The organism is Sulfitobacter sp. 1A12157 (assembly GCF_043557345.1).
Classification (GTDB): domain Bacteria; phylum Pseudomonadota; class Alphaproteobacteria; order Rhodobacterales; family Rhodobacteraceae; genus Sulfitobacter.
Genome location: NZ_JBIFFV010000007.1, coordinates 180,413 through 204,395, shown reverse-complemented (window position 1 = coordinate 204,395; position 23,983 = coordinate 180,413). Strand labels below are relative to the sequence as shown.

Sequence of the window (23,983 nt, the reverse complement as noted above, 5' to 3'; positions counted from 1 at the left end):
ATCCCTAGCGCGGGCGTTCATCCGGTGCAATCGCGGTGAGCGGGGGCAGATGCCCCAGCCACCCGTTGTGGCAAGGCGGCGCTCATTCGCCGGTGGGGTAGATGAACCCATTGATCGGATAGGTGCCGCCAAAGGCTCCGGGCTGGCTTTCCAAACGCACGGCGGACCAATCGTTGTTGTCGGAGACGTCGATCACCGCCATTTTCAGTGAGACTTCATTGCGCTTCCAATTGGCGTGATCCACCCGGATTTCGCGCGGAGAGACGATGTCGGAAACCACCGCGATATGGCCCATCGGCATGGAGCGGGTGGCGCTGAAGGCCATCACGGCACCGACGACGGGATCATCGCCGCGCGGATAAAGCCCCTTGGCCTTGCCCCACCATGTTTCTGCATTGCCGCGAATCTGGATGCCGCTGACATTGCGGGCGAAGGGCACGCACCAAACACGCTGGCCCTTGGCGCGCATGTCTTGGGCGGTTTGTACGGCCATGAAATGCCGCTGGGGATCGATGCCGCCGAAATCGTAGGTCTGTGGGATATCAGGCGCTTTGGCGCAGGCTGCCGTCAAAAGAAGTGTGGCGCAAAGAGCCATCAGGCCCCGGTTCGGCAGTGCTACGCGTGTGACGCTCATATGTCCCTCATTCATGGAATCCCGCGCTTTTGCCGGGTTGAAAGGGATTTTCAGGATCCGAAGTCAAAAACAAAGCGCGAAAATAGCCGGTGGCGGTATTTCGCCGGTCGGGGCAAGCCGAAGGAACCCTAGCCTTCGGCCCGCTCCACCCCTGCGGCAATCGCTTCGCGCAGACGTTTTTCCAAGGTGCGCTGCTTGGCCTCGGTATAGTATTTCAGGCCGAACATATCTTTGACGTAGAAGGTGTCGACCACCTGTTCGCCATAGGTCGCGATCACTGCATTGGCGATATAGACGTTAGAGGCCGCCAAGGTACGCGTCAGGTCATAGAGCAGGCCGGGCCGGTCGCGGGTGTCGACCTCAATGATCGTGTAGATTTCCGAGCCTTCGTTGTCGAAGGTGATATGCGTGGGCACCTTGAAAGCGCGTTCGCGTTTCTTGACCTTATCGCGGGATTTCAGCGCATCGCGGGCGACGATTTCACCGCGCAGGGTCTTGAGGATCATCTCGCGCAGCCGGGGCAGGCGGCTGGCCTCATAGGGGTGATCCTCGCTGTCCTGAATCCAGAAGGCATCGGTGACGAAACCGTCCTTCGTGGTATAGCTGCGCGCATCCACCACATTGGCGCCGACCAGCGCCAGCGCGCCGGCGAGCCGGGCAAAGATGCCGGGGTGATCGGCCATGACGAAACAGGCCCGTGTCGCGCCGCGGTCCTCATCGGGGTGCAGATCAATGCGGATATCGTCATTGCCGATGTCGCGCAGCAGTTCCGCAAAAGCGACATGGGCGGTGACGTGCAGACCCTGCCAATAGGGCGGATAGTGCCGGGCCGTCTCGCGCTGCAGATGTTTGCGCGGCCAATCGGAAAGCGCGGCGCGCAGGGCTTTCTTGGCCTCCGCGCCCCGGTTTTCGCGGTTGAGGTCTTCGAGCCCAGTATCCAACGCCCGCTCGGTCTGGCGATAGAGCGCGCGGATCAGCACCGCTTTCCAATTGTTCCATGTGTTCGGCCCGACACCGCGAATGTCACAGACCGTCAGCACGCAGAGCAGGTCGAGCCGTTTGACCGTCTGCACCGCCTTGGCAAAGTCGCGCACCGTGCGCGGATCGGCGATGTCGCGTTTCTGGGCCATGTCGGACATCAGCAGGTGATAGCGTACCAGCCATTCCACCGTGTCGACCTCATCGCGTTTCAGCCCCAACCGGGGGCCAATGCGCCGCGCCAGTTTCGCGCCGATGATGGAATGGTCCTCGGGCCGCCCCTTGCCGATGTCATGCAAGAGCAGCGCCACATAGAGCACCTTGCGGTTCACCCCACGTTTCAGGATCGAGGAGGCAACGGGCAGTTCCTCTTCCAGCTCGCCCTTCTCGATCCGGGCGAGGTTGGCGATACATTGGATCGTGTGCTCGTCGACTGTGTAGGAATGATACATGTTGAACTGCATCATCGCGACGATCGGCTCGAACTCGGGGATGAAAGCGCCTAAGACGCCCAATTCGTTCATCCGCCGCAGTGAACGTTCGGGATTGCCGTGTTTCAGCAGTAGGTCGAGGAAGATGCGACGCGCCTCGGGCGTGCGGCGCATGTCGTCGTCGATCAGCGCGAGGTTGGCCTTGATCAGACGCATCGCATCGGGGTGGATCAACATCCCCGTGCGCAGGGCCTCTTCGAAGATGCGCAACAGGTTCAGCTTGTCTTGCAGAAACTCTGCGTCGTCCTTCACCGCGATGCGGTTGTGCACCACCTGAAACCCTTCGCGCATTTTCGGGCGGCGGCGGAAGATGCGTTCCAGCAGCGGTTCGGCCTTCATATGCGACGCTTCGAGCCCGCTGACGAAGATGCGCGTCAGATCCCCCACCGCCGTTGCGTGGCGGAAATAGGCCTGCATGAAGATCTCGACGCCCCGCCGGCCCCCGATGTCCTGATAGCCCATGGCTTGGGCGACCTGCACCTGCATGTCGAAGGTCAGCTGTTCGGTCGCGCGCCCGGCAATCAGGTGAAGATGCCCGCGCACGGCCCAGAGAAAGGCCTCGGCCTCGCGGAAAGTGTCGTATTCATCGGCGCGGAAGACGCCGAGATCGACCAGATCCGCGACCCGGTCCACGTCATGGATGAATTTGGCGATCCAAAACAGCGAATGCAGATCGCGCAGCCCGCCTTTGCCTTCCTTGACATTGGGCTCGACCATATAGCGCTCACCCTGTTTCAGGTGCCGGTTGTCGCGCTCTTCCAGTTTGGCTTCGATGAAATCCTTTCCCGCGCCTGAGAAGAGTTCGTTCTTGAGCCGTTCGGAAAGCTCTTGGGCAAGGGTCACATCGCCGTCGATGAAGCGGTTCTCCAGCAGGGCGGTCTGAATGGTGAAATCATCCGCACCCAGCCGCAGGCAATCCTCAATAGTGCGGGTGGCGTGGCCGACCTTTAGCTTCAGATCCCACAGGATATAGAGCATCGATTCGATCACGCTCTCTGACCAGGCGGTGGCCTTGTAGGGGATGAGAAACAGCAGATCGACATCTGAAAAGGGCGCCATCTCTCCCCGGCCATAGCCGCCGACGCCAATCATGGCGAGCCGTTCACCCTCGGTCGGGTTCGGGTTGGGGTGCAGCACCTGCGTGGCGATTTGCAAGACGCAGCGCAGCAGTTGGTCGGTAAGAAAGGTGTAGGAAGAGGTCATTGCCCGCGCGTCGAAGGGCGATTCAGCAAAGCCTGCCGCGATGGCCTTGCGGCCCGCCTGCCGGGCGTCTTGGATCAGGGGGACAATTTCGGCCCTGAGGGCCGCGCCCTCCAACGTGCTGTCGCGCTGGGCGAGGGCCTGCCAAATGGCCGTGTCGTCAAAGATTTGCTCGGGCGGGCAAATCAGGCGCGGGTGTCGACGCGCGCCTGATGTCGTTGTCGGTTTCGCGAGGTCCAATTCAGAAACCAGCTCCGCCAAAGCCGCGGGGTGCCGGGTCGAGCACGACGACGCGGTTGTTGCGGATCGTGGCCACGGACAATGCGCGTTCGTTGGTGCCATCGCGGCGCAGGCGGAAGATGCCGCTCGCCCCTTGGAAACCCGCCCCTTGGGTCAGCGCGGCCCCGGACAGCGCGTTGGATTTGCCACCCTTCACCAAGGAGCCGATCGCCGCGATCCCGTCAAAGGCCAGCCCGGCCAGAGGGTGCGGATCACTGCCATAGGCCGCGGTGTAACGGTTGGCGAAGGCTCCGCTCGCCGCCGTGTCGGGCAGGGCGAACCAGCCGCCCTGAACCCCGGGCAGTTCCAGCGTTTGGGCGGGGATGTCCCACCGGGTCAGGCCGACATATTGCGTGGTGGCCGATTGAATGCCCGCCTCGGGCAGAAGCTGCGCGAAAAGCGGCAGGGCACTGGCCGAGGAGGTGGTGAGGAACAGCGCATTGGCGCCGCTGCCTTCGATGGTCGCCTTGACGCGCGGCACGGCGGCCACGACCGACTCTTGGCTCAGCGCGTAATCGACGGTGCCCGCCAGTGTCGCGCCATTGGCGCTGATCGCTTGAACGATTGCGTCACGGCCCAGTTGTCCGGCAAGGTCCTGACTATGCAGTACCACCATTTTGTCCTTGCCGTTGCGCTTGGCAAAGCTCACCAACCGATTGGCGGTATTGGCAAAAGTCGGCCCAAGCACGAAAACATTGCCGCCCGCGATGGTCGGGTTGTTCGAGAATGAGATCACGTTGACCCCGGAGGAGGCCACGGCCACCCCTGCGGCATTGGCCGCCTCGCCGTAAACCGGGCCGAGGATGATCTTGGCCCCTTCATTCACCGCCTGCGCGGCGACGGAAGCGGCTGTGCTGGCGTTGCCCGCAGTGCCATAAACGCGCAGGTCGATCTGAACGCCGTCCAGATCGCGCATCGCAAGGCGCGCGGCGTTTTCGAGGTTCTTGGCCAACAACTCATCACCGGCCGAGCCGCCCCGCGGGACCAAGAGCGCCACCGGAACGGGGGCGGCGGGATCGATGCGCGGGCCGCCGGAATTGGCGCCGCCGATGGCAACAGGCTGACAGGCCGCCAGCAGGACCGCGAAGAGCGGCAGTAAGAGCAGGTGCATCTTCTTGCGGATGGCGCGGAAACAGGCAATCATTTGTATTCACTCCCCGGTGGTGGCAAGACGACGATGGTCGCCGGAACATGGCCGCGATCATAGTGACTGCGAAAGGCGGGTCCAGCGTTGAAATTCGACAAGACAGAGCTAGCCCCGGGACTTTATTTCGTGGGCGTCCCCATCGGCACCGCGCGCGATATCACGCTGCGCGCGCTCGACACGCTGGCCTCGGCGGATCTGCTGGCGGCAGAGGATACGCGCAGCCTGCGGCGGCTGATGGAGATTCACGGGGTGCCGCTCGATGGGCGCAAGGTGTTGGCGCTGCACGATCACAGCGGCACATCGGTGCAAGAGCGGCTGATCGCGGCCATCCGCGAGGGCAAATCTGTCGCCTATGCGTCGGAGGCGGGCATGCCGCTGATCGCCGATCCGGGGTTTGAACTCAGCCGCGCCGCGGCCGAAGCGGGGGTGATGCAGACCTGCGCGCCGGGACCATCGGCCGTGCTGACCGCGCTGGCCTTGGGCGCCCTGCCAACGGATGCATTTTTCTTTGCGGGCTTCCTGCCCAATAGCAAATCGGCCCGGATCGCAGCGCTGGAAAAGCTGCGCGACGTGCCGGGGACACTGGTGTTCTACGAATCGCCCAAACGGCTCGGCGCCATGCTGCGCGATGCGGCAACCGCACTGGGCGCGGGGCGCAAAGCGGCAATGTGCCGGGAATTGACCAAGAAATTCGAAGAAATTCAGCGCGATACCCTCGAAAGCCTCGCCGATCTTTATCAAGCGAAGGCGCCGAAAGGCGAGGTGGTCGTGCTGATTGATCGCAGCCGTTCAGACTCTGTTAATCACCTTGACTTAGAAACAGATTTGCAACGGGCGCTAACCGAAATGTCGATGCGTGACGCCGTCGATTTGGTGGCACAGGCCCATGGCCTGCCGCGGCGACAGGTGTATCAAGCGGCATTGGCGCTCGGCAAAGGGTAGAACAGGGATCGGAGCGATGAAAATGGCGCAGGGTGAGACAGGGATACGAACTGCGGCCAAACGCCAACGGGGGCGCATGGCCTATCATGCCGGGATCGCCGCCGAGAACCGGATCGCGCAGGACTATGAAAGGCGCGGTTTTGCCATCGCCCGCCGCCGTTGGCGGGGCCGCGCTGGTGAAATTGATTTGATCCTGCGCGACGGGGCTGCCTTGATCTTTGTCGAGGTGAAGCAAAGCCGTAGTTTTGCACGGGCCGCCGAAAGCCTTTCTGCCAGACAGATGCAGCGCATCTACCGCTCCGCTGAGGAATTTCTTGCCGGCGAACCTGCAGGAAGTCTGACCGAGGTGCGCTTTGACGTGGCGCTTGTCGATGGGCAGGGGGCCACCGAAATCATCGAAAACGCCTTTGGCCACGGCTGACCCATTGCGCATAGGCCCCTGTTGCGCCATCTAAGAAGCGATCCCAAATGCCTGCACCGTCGGTCCGGGTCGGATCACGACAAAGGTAAGCAGCGGGGGACGCCGATGAAAATCGCCTTTCAAATGGACCCGATCGGGGACGTGAACATCAATGCCGACAGCAGCTTTCGGTTGGCCGAAGAGGCGCAGGCGCGGGGGCATGAACTGTTCTTTTACACGCCCGATCATCTGGCGTATCAAGAGGGGCGGATCACCGCGCGGGGCTATGACTTTACCGTGCAGCGCCTGCAGGGCGATCACGCGCGGTTCGGAGAAGAGCGCGAGGTCGATTTGGCGGATTTCGACGTGGTCTGGCTGCGTCAGGATCCGCCTTTCGACATGCATTACATTACCTCGACCCATCTGCTGGATCGGCTGAAAGAGACCACCTTGGTGGTCAACGATCCCTTTTGGGTCCGCAATTACCCCGAAAAGCTTCTGGTCCTCGATTTCCCCGATCTGACACCGCCCACCACGATTGCGCGCGACCTTTCGACCATCAAAGCCTTCAAGGCGAAGCATGGCGATGTGATCCTGAAACCGCTTTACGGCAATGGCGGTGCCGGTGTGTTCCGGCTGGACGCCAATGACCGCAACCTCACCTCGCTGCATGAACTCTTCACCGGCTTCTCGCGTGAGCCTCTGATCGTTCAGAAATTCCTGCCTGCCGTATCCAAAGGCGACAAGCGCGTCATCCTCGTGGATGGGGAGCCGGTGGGCGCGATCAATCGCGTTCCGGCGGAGGGCGAGACGCGGTCGAACATGCATGTCGGCGGGCGGCCTGAGAAGGTCGGGCTGACGGAGCGCGATCTGGAGATCTGCGCGGCCATCGGTCCATTGCTCAAGGAAAAGGGCCAAATCTTTGTCGGGATCGATGTGATCGGCGACTATCTGACCGAGATCAACGTGACCTCTCCCACCGGCATTCAAGAGTTGGAACGGTTCGATGGCGAAAATATTGCCGGAAAAATCTGGGAGGCGATCGAGGCCAAGCGCGGGTGAGCCTGCGCCAGCATCTTCTGAACCGTTACCTGCGTCTGACAGAGAAACCTTTGCTGGCGCATGGAAATCCGCAATTCCTGCGGGCCACGATGGAGATGCAGGCGCGGCTCTTTTTCAAAGGACCGCGCGCGGTGCATGCCGAATGGCGGGGGCTGCCGGGGGCGGGATCGGCGCTTTGGCTGACCCCGCCGCAGGCCTCTTCGGGGCGTGTGATCCTTTACGTCCATGGCGGCGGGTTCGTGTTTGGCAGTCCGGAGACGCACCGGGCGATGGTCGCGCGCCTATCCCTGCTGACCGGTGCGCGGGCGGTGCTGCCGCGCTATGCGCGGGTGCCAGAGGCGGCTTTTCCCAAACCTGCGCAAGATATCCGCGCGGCTTGGGATGCGCTTGGTCAGATGGGCATCGCGGCGGGGAACATCGTAATTGGTGGCGACAGCGCGGGCGGCGCGCTGGTCTTTGACCTGTTGGCGCAGCTTTGCCGCGAGGGGGCGGCGCTGCCTGCTGGCGCCTTTGGGCTGTCCCCCTTGTTGGACCTGACGTTTTCGGGCCCAAGTTTCACGCAGAATGCCGAACGCGACGTGTTGTTGCCCGCCGCCCGCGCTAGGGAAATGGCGCGGCTCTATCTTCGAGGGCAGGATGCGGAGAGCCCCCGGGCGAGTCCCATTCTCGCCGATTTCAAAGGCGCGCCGCCCGTCTGGCTCACCGTAAGTGACAGCGAAATCCTGCGTGATGACAGCCGCCGCTTGGCGGCCCGCCTACGCGAAGCGGGCGTGTCGGCCAGTTTGCAGGAGGTCCATGATCTGCCGCATGTCTGGCCGCTGTTTCAGAACCACCTGCCCGAGGCGCGGCAGAGCCTTGCGGCCCTCGCCGATTGGATCAATGCCCTGCCGCCGGATCGGGCAGGCGAAAGCTGATCGCCTCGGCCATATGGGGGCGGCGGACCTCGGGTTCTCCTGCAAGATCGGCGATGGTGCGCGCGACACGCATGACCCGGTGATACCCGCGAGCCGACAGGGAAAACCGTTCCGCCGCGCGCAGAAGCAGCGCCCGCGCTTCGGCATCTGGGCTGACAACGGTTTCGAGCAAGTCGCCCGGCGCATCGGCATTGACTGAAATCCCGTCATGCGGCGTGTAGCGGGTGGATTGCAACGCCCGCGCGGCAGCGACCCTTGCCGCGACCTCGGCCGAGGTCTCGCCAGTAGCGGGCAGGTCAAGATCGCTGTAGCTCACGGGCGGCACGTCGACGCGCAGGTCGAACCGGTCCATCAAGGGGCCGGAGATGCGCCCGAGGTAGTCTTCGCCGCAGGCCGGAACACGGGCGCAGGCGCGGGCCGGGTCAGGCAGGTAGCCGCATTTGCAGGGGTTCGCCGCCGCGACGAGCATGAAGCGGCAGGGATATTTCACATGGGCATTGGCCCGCGCGATCATGACCTCGCCAGTCTCGATCGGTTGGCGCAGGGTTTCGAGGACCGTGCGGTTGAACTCGGGGAACTCGTCCATGAACAGCACACCGTTATGGGCCAGAGATGCCTCCCCCGGTCGCGCTTGCCGACCGCCTCCGATGATCGCGGCCATAGAGGCCGTGTGATGCGGCTCGCGAAAGGGGCGGCTGCGGGAAATGCCGCCCTCATCCAGCAGCCCGGCGAGGGAGTGGATCATCGAGGTCTCAAGCGCCTCGGATGCCGTGAGCGGGGGAAGGATGCCGGGCAGCCGCGCGGCCAGCATGGATTTGCCCGACCCCGGCGTGCCGACCAGCATCAGGTGGTGCCGCCCGGCGGCGGCGATCTCCAACGCGCGTTTGGCGCGTTCTTGGCCCTTAACCTCGCGCAGGTCGCGGCCCGCCAATGCGAGGGGCACTTCGCCCGGCTCGGCGGGGGCGATCGGCACCTGCCCGGTGTAGTGGCGCACCACGTCGCCCAGATTGGCGGCGGCGATGACCTGTGTCTTGCCCACCCATGCGGCCTCCGCCCCCGACCCTGCGGGGCAAAGCAGGCTGCGGTCCTCGGCGGCGGCGGCCATGGCGGCGGGCAGGGCGCCGACAACGGGCATCAGAGTCCCGTCGAGCGAAAGCTCCCCCAAGGCCACCACATACTGGGTGATGTCATCCGGCAGGATATCGAGGGCCGAGAGCAGCGCCAGCGCGATGGGCAGGTCGAAATGGCTGCCTTCCTTGGGCAGGTCGGCGGGGGAGAGATTGACAGTGATACGTTTGGAGGGCAGCGCGATGGCCAAGGCGCTGAGCGCCGCGCGCACCCGATCGCGGGCTTCCGATACGGCCTTGTCCGCCAGCCCGACGATGGAAAAGCCCGGCAGCCCGGCGGTGACGGCGCATTGCACCTCGACGATGCGCGCCTCGACCCCTTGAAATGCGACCGTATAGGCCCGCGATACCATCACCCCTGCTCCGTCTTGCTATGGTTAATCGGTAGGCAAGACGGGTTTAGGAATGGTTAACGGCACTGTGGGTCAGGGCACTGTGGGTCAGGGCACTGTGGGGTCAGGGCGTGTGATTGATCCCTTCGACCCGCCATTGGCCGTTGGCGTGGGACAGATGCGTGACCGAGAGGTTGTCGATCTTATGGGCCATCGCCTCCAGCGCCCCGCCGCCTTGGGCCTGCTGCACCTGCGTGAGGATTACGCCGAAATGGGCCACGGCGATCACATGGGCAGTGGGGTGGGCGGCGTTGATCCGCGCCACCACCCGGTCGACGCGCGCCTTGGTCTGGTTCCAGCTTTCGCCCTCGGGGGCCATGACATCGCCGGGGGTTTCCCAATAGGCGCGGCTGAGGTCCGGGTCGCGTGCGGCGACTTCTGAAAAATGCAGCCCGTCCCAAGCGCCGAAATGCAGCTCGCGCAGCCCAAGCTCGTGGGGTAGGCGGCGGCGCGAAGGCAGGGCCAGCGCATCCGCCGTATGCACGGCGCGGATCAGGTCCGAAGAGACCAACAGCGCCTCATCCGGCAGGTGTAGGTTCAACCGTGCCAGTCGGGGCGCATCGGAAAGATCCGCCGGGACATCGCGCCAGCCAACGAAGTTCTTCTCATGGGTCGGGCCGTGGCGCACCCAGTGCCAAGTGGTCACGGCATTTCCCCTTTCAGCAGTTGTGGCAGCCCGACGACGACCTGCACCACCGTCTCAGCCTCGGCGGCCAAGGCGATGTTGAGCCGCCCCTGCGCCTCGCGGAACTGGCGCGCCATGGCGTTGTCGGGCACGATCCCTTGGCCGACCTCGTTCGAGACCACGACCCAATGTGCCGCACAGCCCCGCAGGGCCTGCAAAAGCTGCGCCTGAGCGGCTTCCAGATCGCTCCCCTCCATCAGGTGATTGCTGAGCCACATGGTCGCGCAGTCGATCAGCACGATTTCGCCGGCGGGCAATTTCGCCAGCGGTTCGGTCAGATCGAGCGGAGATTCCACGGTGCGCCACCCCGCATCGCGCCTTGCTTGATGTTTGTTCACGCGTTCTTGAACTTCGTCATCCCAGATGCGCCCGGTGGCGAGGTAAGTCTTTGACATGCCGCTGGAATTCACGAGGGCCTCTGCCCATTCCGATTTGCCCGAGGCCGCCCCGCCTAGGGCAAAGGTAGTTCTAGGCAACATCTTCTCACCAAATATTTGAACCAAATGGCATGTCTCTGCGTATCTCCACCAACGGCCCATCACAAGGTGCGCCACGCATTTCTCAAGGGGGATACCAAATGTCATTGCAGACCGCTCGCGAATTTTCACTCACCCGCACCGCAATGAAGGCCGAATTGCTCGATGCCGAGACGGAGTTGGAGTTGGCCTATGCGTGGCGCGATCACCGCGACGAGGCTGCGCTGCACCGTCTGATCACCGCCTACATGCGTCTGGCGATCTCGATGGCCGGCAAGTTCAAGCGCTACGGCGCGCCGATGAACGATCTAATCCAAGAGGCCGGTCTCGGCCTGATGAAAGCCGCCGACAAATTTGACCCCGACCGCGGTGTGCGCTTCTCGACCTATGCGGTCTGGTGGATCAAGGCGAGCATTCAGGATCATGTGATGCGCAACTGGTCGATGGTGCGGACGGGGTCGACCTCCTCGCAGAAATCGCTGTTTTTCAACATGCGCCGCGTGCAAGCCCGTTTGGAGCGCGAGGCCACCGCTATGGGCGAGACGCTGGACAAGCACCAGCTGCGCCAGATGATCTCGACCGAGATCGGCGTGCCGCTGCATGATGTCGAGATGATGGAAGGCCGCCTGTCGGGGTCGGATTACTCGCTGAACGCCACCCAAAGCGCCGAGGATGAGGGCCGCGAGTGGATCGAAGCGCTGGCCGATGAAAGCACGCAGGCCGCCGAACGTGTCGAGGAAGCGCATGACACGGCACAGTTGCGCAACTGGTTGCTGACGGCGATGCAGGGCCTGTCCGAGCGCGAGCAATTCATCGTGCGCGAACGCAAACTGCGGGATCCGGCGCGTACCTTGGAAAGCCTTGGCGACGAGCTCAGCCTCAGCAAAGAGCGGGTGCGCCAGCTTGAGGCCGCGGCCTTTGGCAAGATGCGCAAATCGCTTGAGATGCAATCGCGTGAGGTCTTTGCCTTTCTGGCCTGACGCCGCATTGCGATGCCCGCCGGGGCTGGCAGATTTTCCCGCCCCGGATTAAGGTCTCCCCAACGCAAACGGGGGGCCTTTATGCTGTCGGGCAAACATATTCTGCTGATCATCGGCGGCGGCATTGCCGCCTATAAATCCCTCGATCTGATCCGGCGTCTGCGCGAGCGTGGCGCCAAGGTAACTCCGGTTCTGACCCGCGCGGGCGAAGAGTTTGTCACCCCGCTTTCCGTCTCGGCCCTGACCGGGGTGAAGGTCTTTCGCGATCTTTTCGACCTTGGAGATGAGGCCGAGATGGGACATATCCAGCTCAGCCGCGCGGCGGACCTGTTGGTGGTCGCCCCCGCTACGGCAGACCTGATGGCCAAGATGGCGCAGGGGGCGGCGAATGATCTGGCATCGACCTTGCTTTTGGCCACCGATACGCCGGTGCTGCTGGCGCCTGCGATGAACGTGCGGATGTGGCAGCACCCCGCGACGCAGCGCAACATCGCCACCCTACGCGGCGATGGCATCGCCATGGTCGGGCCGAATGACGGTGACATGGCCTGCGGCGAATACGGGCCGGGGCGGATGGCCGAACCGCTTGAGATTGTCGCGGCGGTAGAGGCGCGGCTGGGGCAGGGGCCGCTGGCGGGCAAGCGCATCCTCGTCACCTCCGGCCCCACCCATGAGCCGATCGACCCGGTGCGCTATATCGCCAACCGCTCTTCCGGGGCGCAGGGCACAGCCATCGCGCGGGCGCTCACGGCTCTGGGCGCCGAAGTGGTCTTTGTCACCGGCCCGGCGGAGGTCGCCCCGCCCGAGGGCGTCGAAGTGGTGCCCGTGCAGACCGCGCAAGAGATGATGCAAGCGGTAGAGGCCGCATTGCCCGCCGATGCCGCCGTCTTTGCGGCCGCAGTGGCCGATTGGCATGTGCAGGGGGCAGGGGACCGTAAGCTGAAGAAATCCAAGGATGAGCTGCCGAGCCTGTCTTTCGCAGAGAATCCCGACATTTTGAAAACCATCAGCCAGCGTTGTGAAGGCCGCCCGCCGCTCGTTGTGGGCTTCGCCGCCGAGACTGACGACGTGCTGGCCCATGCCAAGGCGAAACGCGCGCGCAAGGGCTGTGACTGGATCGTCGCCAATGACGTCTCGCCTGCCACAGGCATCATGGGCGGGCGCGAGAACGCCGTGACGCTGATCACCGATGCCGGGGCCGAGGATTGGCCGCGCATGGGCAAAGATGCCGTGGCCGCCCGTCTGGCCGAACGTATCGCCGCAGCACTTGCCTGAGGGGGCACAATGACCAAGATCAAACTCTGCTGGGCCGAGGGCGCGGACCGCAGCCTGCCGCTGCCCGCCTATGAAAGCGCCGGGGCGGCGGGGGCGGACCTGCGGGCCAATCTGCTCGGCGGCGCTGTTACACTGACCCCCGGCGCGCGGGCGCTGATCTCCACCGGGTTGCAGATGGCGATCCCGCAGGGGTTCGAGGTGCAGATCCGCCCCCGCTCGGGTCTGGCGCTGAAGCATGGGATCACCCTGATCAACAGCCCCGGCACCATCGACAGCGATTATCGCGGCGTGGTGGGGGTGATCATGTGCAATATGGGGGCGGAGGCTTTCACCGTCGAACATGGCATGCGCATCGCACAGATGGTCGTGGCCCCGGTGGTGCAGGCGGACTTTGATCTGGTCGAATGCCTTGATGAGACCCAGCGCGGCGCGGGCGGGTTCGGCTCCACGGGGGCGCGGTGATGTTGGCTGTTTTGATTATCGCGGCGGCACTTTGGTTCGGCGGCGGCCTTCTTGGGTTGCCGCGCGGGCTGCGCGCGGGGCTGATCGGGCTGATGTATCTGGCGCTGGTCGCGCTGCATCTGCTGTTTCCGGCCACCCATCCGTTGCGGCTCGCCACCGGCGGCAGCGCCGCGCCGTGGCTGCTCTTGGGCGGTTTTGTGGTGCTGGTGCTGCTCTACCGGCAGGGGCTGGCGACCCTGCGCGCGCGCGCCACGCGCGGCGCGCCGACCGAAGCCCCCGATTCGGGCCGTTTTTCTGAAAGTGAGTTGAACCGCTACGCCCGGCACATCGTGCTGCGCGAGGTCGGCGGCGCTGGCCAGAAGGCGCTGAAGAACGCCAAGGTGCTGGTGATCGGCGCGGGCGGTCTCGGCGCGCCCGCGCTGCAGTACCTCGCTGCGGCGGGGGTCGGCACCATTGGGGTGATCGACGATGACGCAGTCGAAAACGCCAATCTGCAACGGCAGGTGATCCACAAGGATGCTTCCATCGGCATGCCCAAGGTCTTCTCGGCCGAAGCCGAGATGCTGGCCCAGAACCCCCATATCACGGTCCGCCCTTACCACCGTCGTCTGACCGATGAGATCGCCGAAGACCTCGTGGCCGACTATGACCTCGTGCTTGACGGGACCGACAATTTCGACACCCGCTATCGCGTCAATGCCGCCTGCGTCGTTGCGGGCAAGCCGCTAATTTCCGGCGCGCTCAGCCAATGGGAGGGGCAGCTCAGCGTCTTCGACCCCGCCCGCGGCGCGCCCTGTTATCGCTGTATCTTCCCCGAAGCGCCGGCGGCGGGACTTGCGCCTTCCTGCGCCGAGGCCGGGGTCATCGGCCCGCTGCCCGGTGTAATCGGCACGATGATGGCGCTGGAGGCGGTGAAGCTCATTACCGGCGCGGGCAGCGTGCTGCGCGGCGAGATGATGATCTACGACGGGCTTTACGGCGAGACCCGCAAGATCGGGCTGAAACGGCGTAAGGGCTGCGAAACCTGCGGCGGGTGATTGCATGTCCCCCCGGCGCGCCCCATCTTGGGCGCAAAGGAGACCTGCATGACAAACCCGCTTCTGACCGAATGGGAAACCCCCTTCGGCATCGCCCCCTTTGACCGTATTTCCGACGAGGATTTCGCGCCCGCGCTGGACGAAGCGCTCGCCGCCCACCGGGCCGAGATCGACGCCATCGCCGACAACCCCGAGGCCCCGAGCTTCGCCAATACCATTGAGGCGCTGGAAGCCTCCGGCGCGGCGCTCGACAAGGTGCTGAGCGTGTTCTTCACCGTCGCGGGCGCGGACAGCAACCCGGCGCGGGAGGCGTTGCAGCGCGACTTCTCGCCCAAGCTCGCCGCGCACCAGTCGGCGATCTCGGGCAACGAAGCGCTGTTTTCGCGCATCGCCGCCGTCTGGGAGGCGCGCGACACGCTCGAGTTGACCGAGGAACAGGCCCGCGTGCTGATGCTGACGCATCGTGGCTTCGTCCGCTCCGGGGCCGCGCTGACCGGCGAGGCCGCCGAGCGCATGAAGGAGATCAAGGCACGGCTGGCGTTTCTGGGCACGCAGTTCACCCAGAACCTGCTGGCCGACGAGCGCGCGTGGTTCATGGAACTTTCCGAAGACGACCTGACCGGCCTGCCGGATTTCGTCGTAGAATCCGCCCGCGCGGCGGGGGAGGAGAAGGGCGCCGACGGCCCGGTGATCACGCTCTCGCGCTCGCTCATCGTACCCTTCCTGCAATTCTCCGACCGCCGCGACCTGCGCGAGAAGGCCTTTCGCGCATGGGAAGCGCGGGGCGCGAACGGTGGTGAGACCGACAACCGCGAGATCGCAGCGGAAACGCTGGCCCTGCGCAAGGAACGCGCCGAACTGCTCGGCTACGACAATTTCGCCGCCTACAAGCTCGAAACCGAGATGGCCAAGACGCCCGCCGCCGTGTGCGACTTGCTGATGTCGGTCTGGAAGCCGGCCAAGGCGCAGGCCGATGCCGATGCCGAGGTGCTGACCGCGCTGATGCGCGAGGATGGTGTGAACGGTGCACTGGAGCCCTGGGACTGGCGCTACTACGCCGAGAAGCGGCGCGCCGCCGAGCATGACCTCGATGAGGCGGCGCTGAAGCCCTATTTCCAGCTCGACCGGATGATCGACGCGGCCTTCGACTGCGCCAACCGGCTGTTCGGGCTGGAGTTCGCCCCGCTCGACGTGCCGCTCTACCACCCCGACTGCCGGGCGTGGGAGGTGACGCGGGGCGGCAAGCATGTGGCGGTCTTCATCGGCGACTATTTCGCACGCGGCTCGAAACGTTCGGGCGCATGGTGCTCGGCAATGCGGAGCCAGGCGAAGTTCCCGCGCGCGCAGGCGCCAGTGGTGATCAATGTCTGCAACTTCGCCAAGGGCGATCCGGCGCTGCTGTCCTATGACGATGCGCGCACGCTGTTCCACGAGTTCGGCCATGCGCTGCACCAGATGCTCTCGGACGTGACCTATGAAAGCGTCAGCGGCACCTCGGTGGCGCGCGACTTCGTGGAACTGCCGAGCCAGCTTTTTGAGCACTGGCTGGACCAGCCCGAGGTGCTGCAGAAATTCGCCACCCATGCGCGGACGGGCGCGGCGATGCCGCGGGAGATGCTCGACAAGGTGCTGAAGGCCGCGACCTTCGACATGGGCTTTCAGACGGTGGAATACATCGCCTCCGCCCTTGTCGATCTGGAGTTCCACGATGGCGAACCGCCCGTCGATCCGATGGCGAAACAGGCCGAGGTGCTCCGCAGCATCGGCATGCCGCAGGCGATCCGCATGCGCCACGCCACCCCGCAATTCGCCCATGTCTTCTCGGGCGACGGCTATTCCAGCGCCTACTACAGCTACATGTGGTCCGAGGTGATGGACGCCGACGCCTTCGCCGCCTTCGAGGAAGCGGGCGGGGCTTTTGATGCGGAACGTGCCGAGGCGCTGGAGGAACACATCCTCTCGACCGGCGGCAGCCGTGATCCGGCGGAGCTGTACACCGCATTCCGGGGACGTCTGCCGGGGGTCGAGGCGCTGCTCAAAGGGCGCGGGCTGGCGGCGTAGGTCAGGGGCCGGGGGTCAATACCCCCGGTCGCGATCCACCAGATGCAGCAGAGGCTCACCGGCCTCGCTGCGGCGGATGTTCTCGGCGATAACTTCTGAGGCGGTGTCGTTGCGCGTGGCCGCCGCGATATGCGGGGTCACGGTCACCTTCGGATGTGCCCAATAGCGGTGATCCTCAGGCAGCGGCTCCACCCGGAAGACATCCAGCGTCGCATGGGCGATCTGCCCGCTGTCGAGCGCCGCCAGCAAGGCGTCGTCGTCAATCAGCGGCCCGCGACCGGGATTGATGATGAACGCGCCTTTGGGCATCTGCGCTAGCGTCTTTTCGTTCAGAACGTCTCGTGTGGCGGGCGTGTCGGGCATCAGAAGCACGGCGATTTCGGCGCGTGTCAGCGCCTCCGCAAGGCCGTCGTCGCCGTGCAGGCAGCGCACGCCTTCGATCCGCTTCGCGCTGCGCGACCAGCCGGTCACGTCAAAGCCCAGACCCACCAGCGCCTCGGCCACCGCTTGGCCGAGCGCCCCGATGCCCAGCACCGCGACACTGCGCTCGCGCGCCAGCGGCGGGGTGCGCGGCTCCCATTTGGCATCCGTGCGCAGGATATCGGTATCCATCCCCAGATGATGGCGCAGCACATGGCCCGTGCACCATTCGACCATGCCGTGAGTCAGGCCGAAGTCCACCATCCGCGCCAGCGGTATTTTCAAGGTCTCATTGCCGGTGATCGCCTCGACCCCGGCCCAGAGGTTCAGCACCGCCTTGGCGCGCGTGTAGGGGGTGAAGTCCTGCAACTCGCTGTTCGGGGCATAGACGATATAGTCGACCTCTTCGGGCGGCAGATCGGTGGCCAGCGTGAAATCCTGCCCCGGCAGGGCCTTGCGCAGCGCTGCGTTCAAAGGCTGTTCGTAGCCGTCCCAGCGTTCGGCTTTGGCGGCGAAGAGAATGTTGATCGTCATGAATTACCTCGGTCTATGAACATGCGCCGATTGCACCAAGCCGAAAGCCAGCAGCAGCACCAGCATGGCCGAGCCGCCATAGCTCACCATCGGCAGTGGCACGCCAACCACGGGGGCCAGCCCCATGACCATCGACATGTTAACGGCGAAAAAGAGAAAGAAGTTCAGCGCGATGCCAAGGGTCAGCAGGCTTGAAAACCGGTCCTTGTTCTTCACCGCCGAGGCCACGCAGAACAGGATGATCAGCGCGTAAAGCCCCAGAAGGGAGACGCCTCCGACGAAGCCGAACTCTTCGGCCAATGTGGTGAAGATGAAGTCGGTGTGTTTCTCGGGCAGGAAGTTCAGCCGCGATTGGGTGCCCTGCATATAGCCCCGGCCCGACCAGCCGCCCGAGCCGAGTGCGATCTTCGACTGGGTGATGTGATAGCCCGCGCCAAGCGGGTCTTGGCTGGGGTCGAGAAAGGTGTCGATGCGGCGGTATTGGTAGTCTTTCAGCAGTTGCCACGGTGTCCCGCGCGACTGAAAAACGGCGGTGATCAGCCCGATGGCGGCGGTGATGACGGCGGCGAAATAGGCCCAATGCACGCCTGCGAGGAACATCAGCCCGCCCCCGGCGGTCAGCAACAGGATCGAGGTGCCAAGGTCGGGCTGTTTCAGCACCAGTGCGGTGGGGATCACGATGATCAGAATGGGCAGCAGCACCCAAAAGGGGCGCGAGACCTTTTTGACCGGCAGCCAGTCGTAATAGGCCGCCAGAAACAGGACCAGCGTGATCTTCATCAGTTCCGACGGTTGCAGCCGCATGAAGCCGATGTCGATCCAACGCTGCGCGCCCATGCCGACAGAGCCGAAGAGTTCGACCGCGACCAGCAGCACCAAGGTCGCCCCATAGGCCACACCCGACAGGTTGCGCCAAAGCCAGATCGGCACCATCGCCACGGTGAACATAATTGCCATGCCCATGGCGAAACGTTTCATCTGCGGTTCGGCCCAGGGCGAGAATGACCCGCCCGCGACCGAATAGAGCATCAGAAAGCCGACGCCCGCGACACTGGTCAGCAGGATCGCCAGCGGCCAGTTCATAAAGAGGATTTTGCGCAGCCCCGTGGGGACGGATTTGACCGTATGCTCAAGATAGCTCATGCCTGATCCTTCCCCTCCAGCTTGGCGGTCGTCTCGGGCGTGGTGTTGCGCAGTTCCTCTTGCTGGGTGGCGATGCGGCCCCGGTCGGACTTGGGGTAGGCTTCGAGCGGCGGCTCGCCGCCCGCCATGGCCTGCAACATCACGTCGCGCGCAATCGGGGCTGCGGCGGTCGAGCCGCCGCCGCCGTGTTCCACCAGCACGCAGGCTGCGTATTTCGGTTTGTCATAGGGCGCAAAGCAGACAAAAAGCGCGTGATCGCGCCGCTCCCACGGGAGGTCGGCGTTGCTGGTCACACCGCGCGCGCGTTCGGCGGCGGTGATGTTGCGCACCTGACTGGTGCCGGTCTTGCCCGCCATGCGCATCGTGTCGTCGATAATGCGGCTGCGGTAGCCGGTGCCGCGGCGGTCGTTCACCACGTCGTACATCGCCTTGCGCAATTGGCGCAGGTTGTTTTCGTTCAGCCCCATCGGCTCGCCCGCGCCGCTGGGTTGCTCCACCCCGTCGATGGATTTGATCAACCGCGGTGTCACCGTGCGGCCCGTGGCGATCCGCGCGCTCATCACCGCCAGTTGCAGCGGGGAGGAGAGGGTGAAACCCTGCCCGATAGAGGCGTTGACCGTATCGCCCACAACCCAATCCTCACCCCGGGCCGAGCGTTTCCACTGTTTTGTGGGCGCAAGCCCGCCCGCGACCGAGGACAGCGCCAAGTCATGTTTGATCCCAAGGCCAAAGCGGTTCGCCATGGCGGTGATTTTCTCAATCCCGACCTTTACCGCCAGATCGTAGTAATAGACATCGCAGGACTGCTTGAGCGAATGTTGCAGATCGACCCAACCGTGGCCCGCGCGTTTCCAACAGTGGAACCGCCGCCCTGCGACCTCAAGATGGCCGGGGCAATAGACCGTCTCATCGGGGGTGACGATGCCCTCTTCGATTGCGGCGAGCGCCACGATCATCTTGAAAGTCGAGCCGGGCGGGTAGGTGCCCTGCACGGGTTTGTTCACCAGCGGGCGGTATTTCGAGTTCAGCAACGGGTTGTAATCCGCCGAGGAAATGCCGCCGATAAATAGGTTCGGGTCGTAGCTGGGGGAGGAGGCGAGGGCGGCCAGATCGCCATTCTCGCAGTCGATGATGACCACGGCGGCGCTTTCCTCGCCCAGACGGGCCTGCACATAGCGTTGCAGATTGGCGTCCACGGTCAGTTGCAGATCGGCTCCGGCCTGCCCCTCGCGCCGCTCCAACTCGCGCATCACGCGGCCCGTGGCGTTGACCTCCACATGTTTGGTGCCCGCCGCGCCGCGCAGCAGGTTTTCGGCGCGGGCCTCGACGTTGATCTTGCCGATCTGAAAGCGCGGGATGCGCAGCACCTGATCGGGGTTCTCCAGCGCGTCGAGGTCGGCTTGGCTCACCCGGCCCACGCGGCCCACCACATGGGCGAAATCCGCGCCGCGCGGGTAGACGCGGGTCAGGCCCACTTCGGGCGTGACGCCGGGCAGGGCGGGGGCATTGACGCTGACCTTGCTCACGACTTCCCAACTGACGTCATCGACGATGGTGACGGGCAGGAAGGGGGCAGAGCGCGACATCTCGGTCATGGCGCGTTCGCGGGTCTCCTCGTCGATCTCGATGACTTGGGCGAGCCGCTCCATCACCGCTTCCACGTCGCCCGCATCTTCGCGGACCATGACGATCCGGTAGGAGGGCACATTGTCAGCAAGCTGCACTCCGTTGCGGTCGAAAATCTCACCCCGGGCGGGGGGGATCAGGCGGATGTTGATGCGGTTCTCTTCGGCCAGCAGGCGGAATTGGTCGGCCTGATCGACTTGTAGATAGCGCATGCGCGCGGCCAGCCCGCCCATGAACAGCAGCTGAGCCCCGCCCAAAAGGGCGGCGCGGCGCGTCAGGCGCGTGTGGGTCGCATCATTGTCGGCGCGGCTCCGTCTCATCTCATCGCTCCCCGATCACACCCGTTTGCCAAGCGCATCCAGATCGCCCGGCGCGGTCTTGCGCACGCCCATGATACCATGGGTCACCGCTACGATCAGCGGATAAGCAAGAGTCGTCAGTGCCAATTCCGTGAGGTTCAGCGTCAGCGAAGGCGTCGGCACCAGCGCAAGGCTGAGCAAGATACGGTTGGCAAAGATCACCATGGTCAGGATTACTGCCACGGTCAGCCATTCAGCGGCAAAGCTCGCATCCCGCAGGTGCCGCCCCCGCGATTTGAGGTTCTCGACCCCGATCAGGGCCAGCACCGCCCAAAGTCCGGGCGGGCGTTGCAGCAACAGGTCCGCCAGCAGAAAGACCAGCGCCAGAAAAAGCGAGGGCACGTATTCAGGCCGTCGGAGCCCCCAGGCACAGGCAAAGCCCAGCAGCAGGTCCGGCCCGGCCCAAGCGCGCGGGGTCGTCTCAAGCGGGAGAAGGTGGAAGAACAGGATCACCAGTGTCAGCGCGACAAAGCTCAGGCGCATGACCCAGAGGCGGCTGCGCGACAGATCGGTCATGGCTGCACCCCGACCGGCGCTGCCGGATCGGCCAAGGGGCCGTCAGAGGTGATGACATGGGCGGTATCCGGCACGGTTTCATTGCCGTGATGGCGCAACACGCGCAGGAACTCCAACCGCTCGTAATCCGCCGCCAGCCGCACGCGCAGCCGCCCGCCCGGATCGGCGGCCACCTGACCGATCAGGATGCCCGCCGGGAACACGCCGCCATCGCCCGAGCTGATCACCCGGTCGCCTGGGCGGACCAACTCACGGTTCTCGATGAAATCCAAAGGCGGCGCGGCGCTGTTGTCGCCCGCGACGATGGCGCGTTGGCCCGAGGGCTGGATCGTCGCCGGAATACGGCTGGAAGCATCTGTCAGCAGGATCACCCGCGCGGTGTTCTTGCCCACCCCCGCGATGCGGCCCACAAGGCCGATGCCGTCCATCGTAGCCCAGCCCTCGACCAGCCCGTCGCGCGCGCCGACGTTCAAAAGCACCGACTGGCGATAGGGCGAGCCGCTGTCGGCCAGCACCGTGCCGGTGATGAAGGTCAGCCGCGGGTCGAGCCGCACGTTGTTGAGGTCCAGAAGCCGGGCGTTCTCTTGCTCCAGCTGAAGCGCCGCCTCTTTCCACGCCTGCATCTGCCGCAGTTCCGAGCGCAGCTCGCGGTTCTGTTCGCTCAGGCGCTGGTAGCTTTGGAAGTCGCGCAGCAGGTTGATGGTGCCGGTGACCGGGGCCATGGCCCAGTCGAGGTTGGGCACGAAACGGTCGGTCACCTGCGCGCGAAACCGCTCGACCCGCGGGCTGTCGATGCGCCACAGCAAGAAGATGCCGGTCAACGCCAGCACCAGCACGGCCAGCAGCAGCCGCCGCAGCGGGCCGGTGAAATCGCTGGAACTGGAACGGTCCTTGGCCATCTGTGCCGAAACTCCCACCCGGTCAGGCGGGGCGGTGTCGCCGCATGCCGGGTCTGGCTAACTTGCCAGTGTTAACTGTCGTAGTCGATCGCGTGGCGCAGCTGCTTCTCGTATTCCAGCGCCTTGCCGGTGCCGAGGGCCACGCAATTGAGCGGCTCGTCCGCGACCGAGATCGCAAGCCCCGTCTGTTCGCGCAGCGCGAGATCGAGATCACCCAGCAGCGCACCGCCGCCCGTGAGCATCACGCCGCGGTCAACGATGTCGGCGGCAAGGTCGGGCGGCGTGGTTTCCAGCGCGGTCATCACCGCTTCGCAGATCTGCTGCACCGGTTCGGCCAGCGCCTCGGCGATCTGGGCCTGCGTGACTTCGATCTCTTTCGGCACACCGTTCAACAGGTCGCGGCCCCGGATCTGCATCGAGGTGCCACGCCCGTCGTCAGGCATCCGCGCCGTGCCGATGGAGGTCTTGACCCGCTCGGCCGTCGTCTCCCCGATCAGCAGGTTCTGCTGGCGGCGCAGGTAGCTGATGATGCCCTCATCCATCCGGTCACCGCCGACGCGGACCGAGCGGGCATAAACGATGTCGCCCAGCGAAAGCACCGCGACTTCGGTGGTACCGCCGCCGATGTCGACGACCATATTGCCCGTCGGGTCGGTGATCGGCATGCCCGCGCCGATGGCGGCGGCGATCGGCTCGGCGATCAGGCCCGCGCGGCGCGCGCCTGCCGACAACACCGACTGGCGGATCGCGCGTTTTTCCACCGGGGTGGCGCCATGGGGGACGCAGACGATGATCTTGGGCTTCGAGAAGGTCGAGCGCTTGTGCACCTTGCGGATGAAGTGTTTGATCATCTCCTCGGCGGTGTCGAAATCCGCGATGACACCTTCGCGCATCGGGCGGATCGCCTCGATGCTGCCCGGCGTGCGGCCCAGCATGAGCTTGGCGTCTTCACCCACGGCGAGCACTTTCTTGACGCCGTCCTTGACGTGATAGGCCACAACCGAAGGTTCGCTCAGCACGATGCCCTTGCCCTTGACGTAAACCAGCGTGTTCGCGGTGCCGAGGTCGATCGCCATATCAGAGGAGAACAGGCCGCGGAATTGATCGAGGATGGACATAACAGTAGCGGAGCCTTGCAACAATTCGGACAGGCCCGCTTGCATGGGTCCACGCGCGGGCTATTGGCTCTTATAGGGCGCACGGGGGCAGGGTGAAAGGGGCAAGACCGCAAAGGTGGCGCGATATTGCCGCCGCGCTATCATAGAGCGGTATATTTAGGGCGCAGCACAGGCGGAGGTCGGCGATACCATGCAGAAAATACAGACACTTGGAGTGCATCACATCACCCTCACCGGGGCGGACCGGCAAAGCTCGATCGACTTCTGGGAGGGGGTGTTGGGGATGCCTTTCATCTTTGATCAGCCCAATCTGGATGACCCGGACGAGGGGCATTTGTATTTCGATCCCGGCGACGGGCGGCTGATCACGATCTTTACGAATGAGAACCGCAAGCGGGTGCACAACCGCACGCCGATGGACCCGGGCTGCGTGCATCATCTGGCCTTCGAGGTCGACCGCGCGATGTTCGATCAGGTGCCCGCGCGGTTGGAGGCCCGGGGCATCGGGCATTCCGGCGTGAAGGACCGGGGGTTCATGCATTCGATCTACTTCAAGGATCCGCTGGGGCTGTTGATCGAACTGGCCTGCTACACTTTCATCCCGCCGCGCGGGTCGAGCCATGCCGAGGTGATGCTGGAGGCGCATAAGCTGCGGGTTGCGGCGGGGGATGATCATATCCAGCGGCAGCATCTCGCGGATGCGGTGGTGATGATTGTCGAGCGGGGGCAGGCATCGCTAAGTGCGGATCGCGGGGCGAAGAACCCGTATTGATGGGGTAGTGGGCATCCCCAGCCCGGAATCAAGCCGCAGGCGCCGGGCATCGCC

General features: G+C 64.5%; 22 protein-coding genes. 10 read left to right on the top strand and 12 right to left on the bottom strand.

Going from position 1 to position 23,983, the window contains the following annotated elements; translation table 11 throughout:
- Nucleotides 1-82: 82 nt before the first annotated feature.
- The 3 genes from ACGYLC_RS13510 to ACGYLC_RS13500 all read right to left on the bottom strand — a co-directional run bounded on the left by ACGYLC_RS13510 (nucleotide 83) and on the right by ACGYLC_RS13500 (nucleotide 4,726).
- Entirely contained in the window at nucleotides 83-634 is a 552-nt protein-coding gene (locus ACGYLC_RS13510) for a CHAP domain-containing protein (RefSeq protein WP_394423330.1), read from the bottom strand.
- Between the two features lie 128 nt (nucleotides 635-762).
- Nucleotides 763-3,543 carry a [protein-PII] uridylyltransferase gene (locus tag ACGYLC_RS13505; RefSeq protein WP_394423329.1) on the bottom strand — a complete coding sequence of 927 codons (2,781 nt, stop codon included), beginning with the start codon at nucleotides 3,541-3,543 and terminating at the stop codon, nucleotides 763-765.
- A gap of 1 nt (nucleotide 3,544) precedes the next feature.
- The gene (locus tag ACGYLC_RS13500) at nucleotides 3,545-4,726 is read right to left on the bottom strand and encodes a penicillin-binding protein activator (protein ID WP_394399701.1); all 1,182 of its coding nucleotides are present in this window, start codon (nucleotides 4,724-4,726) and stop codon (nucleotides 3,545-3,547) included.
- An 87-nt stretch (nucleotides 4,727-4,813) separates the two neighbouring features.
- On the opposite strand from ACGYLC_RS13500, the gene rsmI reads away from it, so the two are divergent.
- The 4 genes from rsmI (at nucleotide 4,814) to ACGYLC_RS13480 (ending at nucleotide 8,047) form a co-directional block, all read left to right on the top strand.
- A complete protein-coding gene (gene rsmI / locus ACGYLC_RS13495; RefSeq protein WP_394423328.1) occupies nucleotides 4,814-5,671 on the top strand; it encodes a 16S rRNA (cytidine(1402)-2'-O)-methyltransferase in 858 nt (285 codons plus the stop codon).
- Between the two features lie 22 nt (nucleotides 5,672-5,693).
- The gene (locus ACGYLC_RS13490; RefSeq protein WP_394423348.1) at nucleotides 5,694-6,092 is read left to right on the top strand and encodes a YraN family protein; all 399 of its coding nucleotides are present in this window, start codon (nucleotides 5,694-5,696) and stop codon (nucleotides 6,090-6,092) included.
- A gap of 105 nt (nucleotides 6,093-6,197) precedes the next feature.
- Complete coding sequence (gene gshB, locus ACGYLC_RS13485) at nucleotides 6,198-7,133, top strand: glutathione synthase (RefSeq protein ID WP_394399695.1); 936 nt, start codon at nucleotides 6,198-6,200, stop codon at nucleotides 7,131-7,133.
- Nucleotides 7,130-8,047, top strand: coding sequence for an alpha/beta hydrolase (locus ACGYLC_RS13480; protein WP_394423327.1), 918 nt, complete (start codon nucleotides 7,130-7,132; stop codon nucleotides 8,045-8,047). Before gshB ends, ACGYLC_RS13480 begins: the two co-directional genes overlap by 4 nt.
- Here the strand turns inward: ACGYLC_RS13480 and ACGYLC_RS13475 are convergent.
- From ACGYLC_RS13475 to cobU, 3 genes are all read right to left on the bottom strand, one after another.
- Complete coding sequence (locus tag ACGYLC_RS13475; protein WP_394423326.1) at nucleotides 8,010-9,527, bottom strand: YifB family Mg chelatase-like AAA ATPase; 1,518 nt, start codon at nucleotides 9,525-9,527, stop codon at nucleotides 8,010-8,012. The genes ACGYLC_RS13480 and ACGYLC_RS13475 overlap by 38 nt on opposite strands.
- A gap of 103 nt (nucleotides 9,528-9,630) precedes the next feature.
- Nucleotides 9,631-10,212, bottom strand: coding sequence for a histidine phosphatase family protein (locus tag ACGYLC_RS13470; RefSeq protein WP_394399689.1), 582 nt, complete (start codon nucleotides 10,210-10,212; stop codon nucleotides 9,631-9,633).
- Nucleotides 10,209-10,730, bottom strand: coding sequence for a bifunctional adenosylcobinamide kinase/adenosylcobinamide-phosphate guanylyltransferase (gene cobU, locus ACGYLC_RS13465; RefSeq protein ID WP_394399687.1), 522 nt, complete (start codon nucleotides 10,728-10,730; stop codon nucleotides 10,209-10,211). The genes ACGYLC_RS13470 and cobU overlap by 4 nt, the downstream gene beginning before the upstream one ends.
- Before the next feature lie 98 nt (nucleotides 10,731-10,828).
- Between cobU and ACGYLC_RS13460 the strand changes: the two genes are divergently transcribed.
- The 5 genes from ACGYLC_RS13460 to ACGYLC_RS13440 all read left to right on the top strand — a co-directional run bounded on the left by ACGYLC_RS13460 (nucleotide 10,829) and on the right by ACGYLC_RS13440 (nucleotide 16,542).
- Nucleotides 10,829-11,707, top strand: a complete 879-nt coding sequence (locus tag ACGYLC_RS13460; protein ID WP_394399685.1) for an RNA polymerase factor sigma-32 — start codon at nucleotides 10,829-10,831, stop codon at nucleotides 11,705-11,707.
- An 81-nt stretch (nucleotides 11,708-11,788) separates the two neighbouring features.
- Nucleotides 11,789-12,982, top strand: a complete 1,194-nt coding sequence (coaBC, locus tag ACGYLC_RS13455; protein ID WP_394423325.1) for a bifunctional phosphopantothenoylcysteine decarboxylase/phosphopantothenate--cysteine ligase CoaBC — start codon at nucleotides 11,789-11,791, stop codon at nucleotides 12,980-12,982.
- 9 nt (nucleotides 12,983-12,991) lie between these two features.
- Nucleotides 12,992-13,444, top strand: coding sequence for a dUTP diphosphatase (gene dut, locus ACGYLC_RS13450; protein ID WP_394423324.1), 453 nt, complete (start codon nucleotides 12,992-12,994; stop codon nucleotides 13,442-13,444).
- Complete coding sequence (locus ACGYLC_RS13445) at nucleotides 13,444-14,481, top strand: HesA/MoeB/ThiF family protein (RefSeq protein WP_394423323.1); 1,038 nt, start codon at nucleotides 13,444-13,446, stop codon at nucleotides 14,479-14,481. Before dut ends, ACGYLC_RS13445 begins: the two co-directional genes overlap by 1 nt.
- Before the next feature lie 48 nt (nucleotides 14,482-14,529).
- A complete protein-coding gene (locus tag ACGYLC_RS13440; RefSeq protein WP_394423322.1) occupies nucleotides 14,530-16,542 on the top strand; it encodes a M3 family metallopeptidase in 2,013 nt (670 codons plus the stop codon).
- A gap of 15 nt (nucleotides 16,543-16,557) precedes the next feature.
- Here the strand turns inward: ACGYLC_RS13440 and ACGYLC_RS13435 are convergent, their stop codons facing one another.
- The 6 genes from ACGYLC_RS13435 to ACGYLC_RS13410 form a co-directional block, all read right to left on the bottom strand.
- Entirely contained in the window at nucleotides 16,558-17,496 is a 939-nt protein-coding gene (locus ACGYLC_RS13435; RefSeq protein ID WP_394423321.1) for a 2-hydroxyacid dehydrogenase, read from the bottom strand.
- Nucleotides 17,497-17,499: 3 nt separating this feature from the next.
- Nucleotides 17,500-18,639, bottom strand: coding sequence for a rod shape-determining protein RodA (gene rodA / locus ACGYLC_RS13430; protein WP_394399673.1), 1,140 nt, complete (start codon nucleotides 18,637-18,639; stop codon nucleotides 17,500-17,502).
- The gene (gene mrdA / locus ACGYLC_RS13425) at nucleotides 18,636-20,585 is read right to left on the bottom strand and encodes a penicillin-binding protein 2 (protein WP_394423320.1); all 1,950 of its coding nucleotides are present in this window, start codon (nucleotides 20,583-20,585) and stop codon (nucleotides 18,636-18,638) included. Before mrdA ends, rodA begins: the two co-directional genes overlap by 4 nt.
- 15 nt (nucleotides 20,586-20,600) lie before the next feature.
- Nucleotides 20,601-21,140: a rod shape-determining protein MreD gene (locus tag ACGYLC_RS13420; RefSeq protein WP_394399668.1), complete on the bottom strand. Its 540-nt coding sequence runs from the start codon at nucleotides 21,138-21,140 to the stop codon at nucleotides 20,601-20,603.
- On the bottom strand, nucleotides 21,137-22,039 hold the full coding sequence (gene mreC, locus ACGYLC_RS13415) for a rod shape-determining protein MreC (protein WP_394399666.1): 903 nt from the start codon (nucleotides 22,037-22,039) through the stop codon (nucleotides 21,137-21,139). The genes ACGYLC_RS13420 and mreC overlap by 4 nt, the downstream gene beginning before the upstream one ends.
- Nucleotides 22,040-22,110: 71 nt before the next feature.
- Nucleotides 22,111-23,157, bottom strand: coding sequence for a rod shape-determining protein (locus ACGYLC_RS13410; protein ID WP_040700660.1), 1,047 nt, complete (start codon nucleotides 23,155-23,157; stop codon nucleotides 22,111-22,113).
- A gap of 190 nt (nucleotides 23,158-23,347) precedes the next feature.
- Between ACGYLC_RS13410 and ACGYLC_RS13405 the strand changes: the two genes are divergently transcribed.
- On the top strand, nucleotides 23,348-23,929 hold the full coding sequence (locus tag ACGYLC_RS13405; protein WP_394399664.1) for a VOC family protein: 582 nt from the start codon (nucleotides 23,348-23,350) through the stop codon (nucleotides 23,927-23,929).
- The last annotated feature ends 54 nt before the right edge of the window (nucleotides 23,930-23,983 follow it).

What these genes read in the sequence shown, in the direction of transcription:
- gshB (WP_394399695.1), top strand. Translation starts at nt 6,198, where the DNA reads ATGAAAATCGCCTTTCAAATGGACCCGATCGGGGACGTGAACATCAAT.
- rodA (WP_394399673.1), bottom strand. Translation starts at nt 18,639, where the DNA reads ATGAGCTATCTTGAGCATACGGTCAAATCCGTCCCCACGGGGCTGCGC.
- ACGYLC_RS13405 (WP_394399664.1), top strand. Translation starts at nt 23,348, where the DNA reads ATGCAGAAAATACAGACACTTGGAGTGCATCACATCACCCTCACCGGG.
- ACGYLC_RS13420 (WP_394399668.1), bottom strand. Translation starts at nt 21,140, where the DNA reads ATGACCGATCTGTCGCGCAGCCGCCTCTGGGTCATGCGCCTGAGCTTT.
- mreC (WP_394399666.1), bottom strand. Translation starts at nt 22,039, where the DNA reads ATGGCCAAGGACCGTTCCAGTTCCAGCGATTTCACCGGCCCGCTGCGG.
- ACGYLC_RS13410 (WP_040700660.1), bottom strand. Translation starts at nt 23,157, where the DNA reads ATGTCCATCCTCGATCAATTCCGCGGCCTGTTCTCCTCTGATATGGCG.
- ACGYLC_RS13460 (WP_394399685.1), top strand. Translation starts at nt 10,829, where the DNA reads ATGTCATTGCAGACCGCTCGCGAATTTTCACTCACCCGCACCGCAATG.
- ACGYLC_RS13510 (WP_394423330.1), bottom strand. Translation starts at nt 634, where the DNA reads ATGAGCGTCACACGCGTAGCACTGCCGAACCGGGGCCTGATGGCTCTT.
- ACGYLC_RS13435 (WP_394423321.1), bottom strand. Translation starts at nt 17,496, where the DNA reads ATGACGATCAACATTCTCTTCGCCGCCAAAGCCGAACGCTGGGACGGC.
- ACGYLC_RS13445 (WP_394423323.1), top strand. Translation starts at nt 13,444, where the DNA reads ATGTTGGCTGTTTTGATTATCGCGGCGGCACTTTGGTTCGGCGGCGGC.
- coaBC (WP_394423325.1), top strand. Translation starts at nt 11,789, where the DNA reads ATGCTGTCGGGCAAACATATTCTGCTGATCATCGGCGGCGGCATTGCC.
- mrdA (WP_394423320.1), bottom strand. Translation starts at nt 20,585, where the DNA reads ATGAGACGGAGCCGCGCCGACAATGATGCGACCCACACGCGCCTGACG.
- ACGYLC_RS13475 (WP_394423326.1), bottom strand. Translation starts at nt 9,527, where the DNA reads ATGGTATCGCGGGCCTATACGGTCGCATTTCAAGGGGTCGAGGCGCGC.
- ACGYLC_RS13440 (WP_394423322.1), top strand. Translation starts at nt 14,530, where the DNA reads ATGACAAACCCGCTTCTGACCGAATGGGAAACCCCCTTCGGCATCGCC.
- ACGYLC_RS13490 (WP_394423348.1), top strand. Translation starts at nt 5,694, where the DNA reads ATGGCGCAGGGTGAGACAGGGATACGAACTGCGGCCAAACGCCAACGG.
- ACGYLC_RS13500 (WP_394399701.1), bottom strand. Translation starts at nt 4,726, where the DNA reads ATGATTGCCTGTTTCCGCGCCATCCGCAAGAAGATGCACCTGCTCTTA.
- dut (WP_394423324.1), top strand. Translation starts at nt 12,992, where the DNA reads ATGACCAAGATCAAACTCTGCTGGGCCGAGGGCGCGGACCGCAGCCTG.
- cobU (WP_394399687.1), bottom strand. Translation starts at nt 10,730, where the DNA reads ATGTTGCCTAGAACTACCTTTGCCCTAGGCGGGGCGGCCTCGGGCAAA.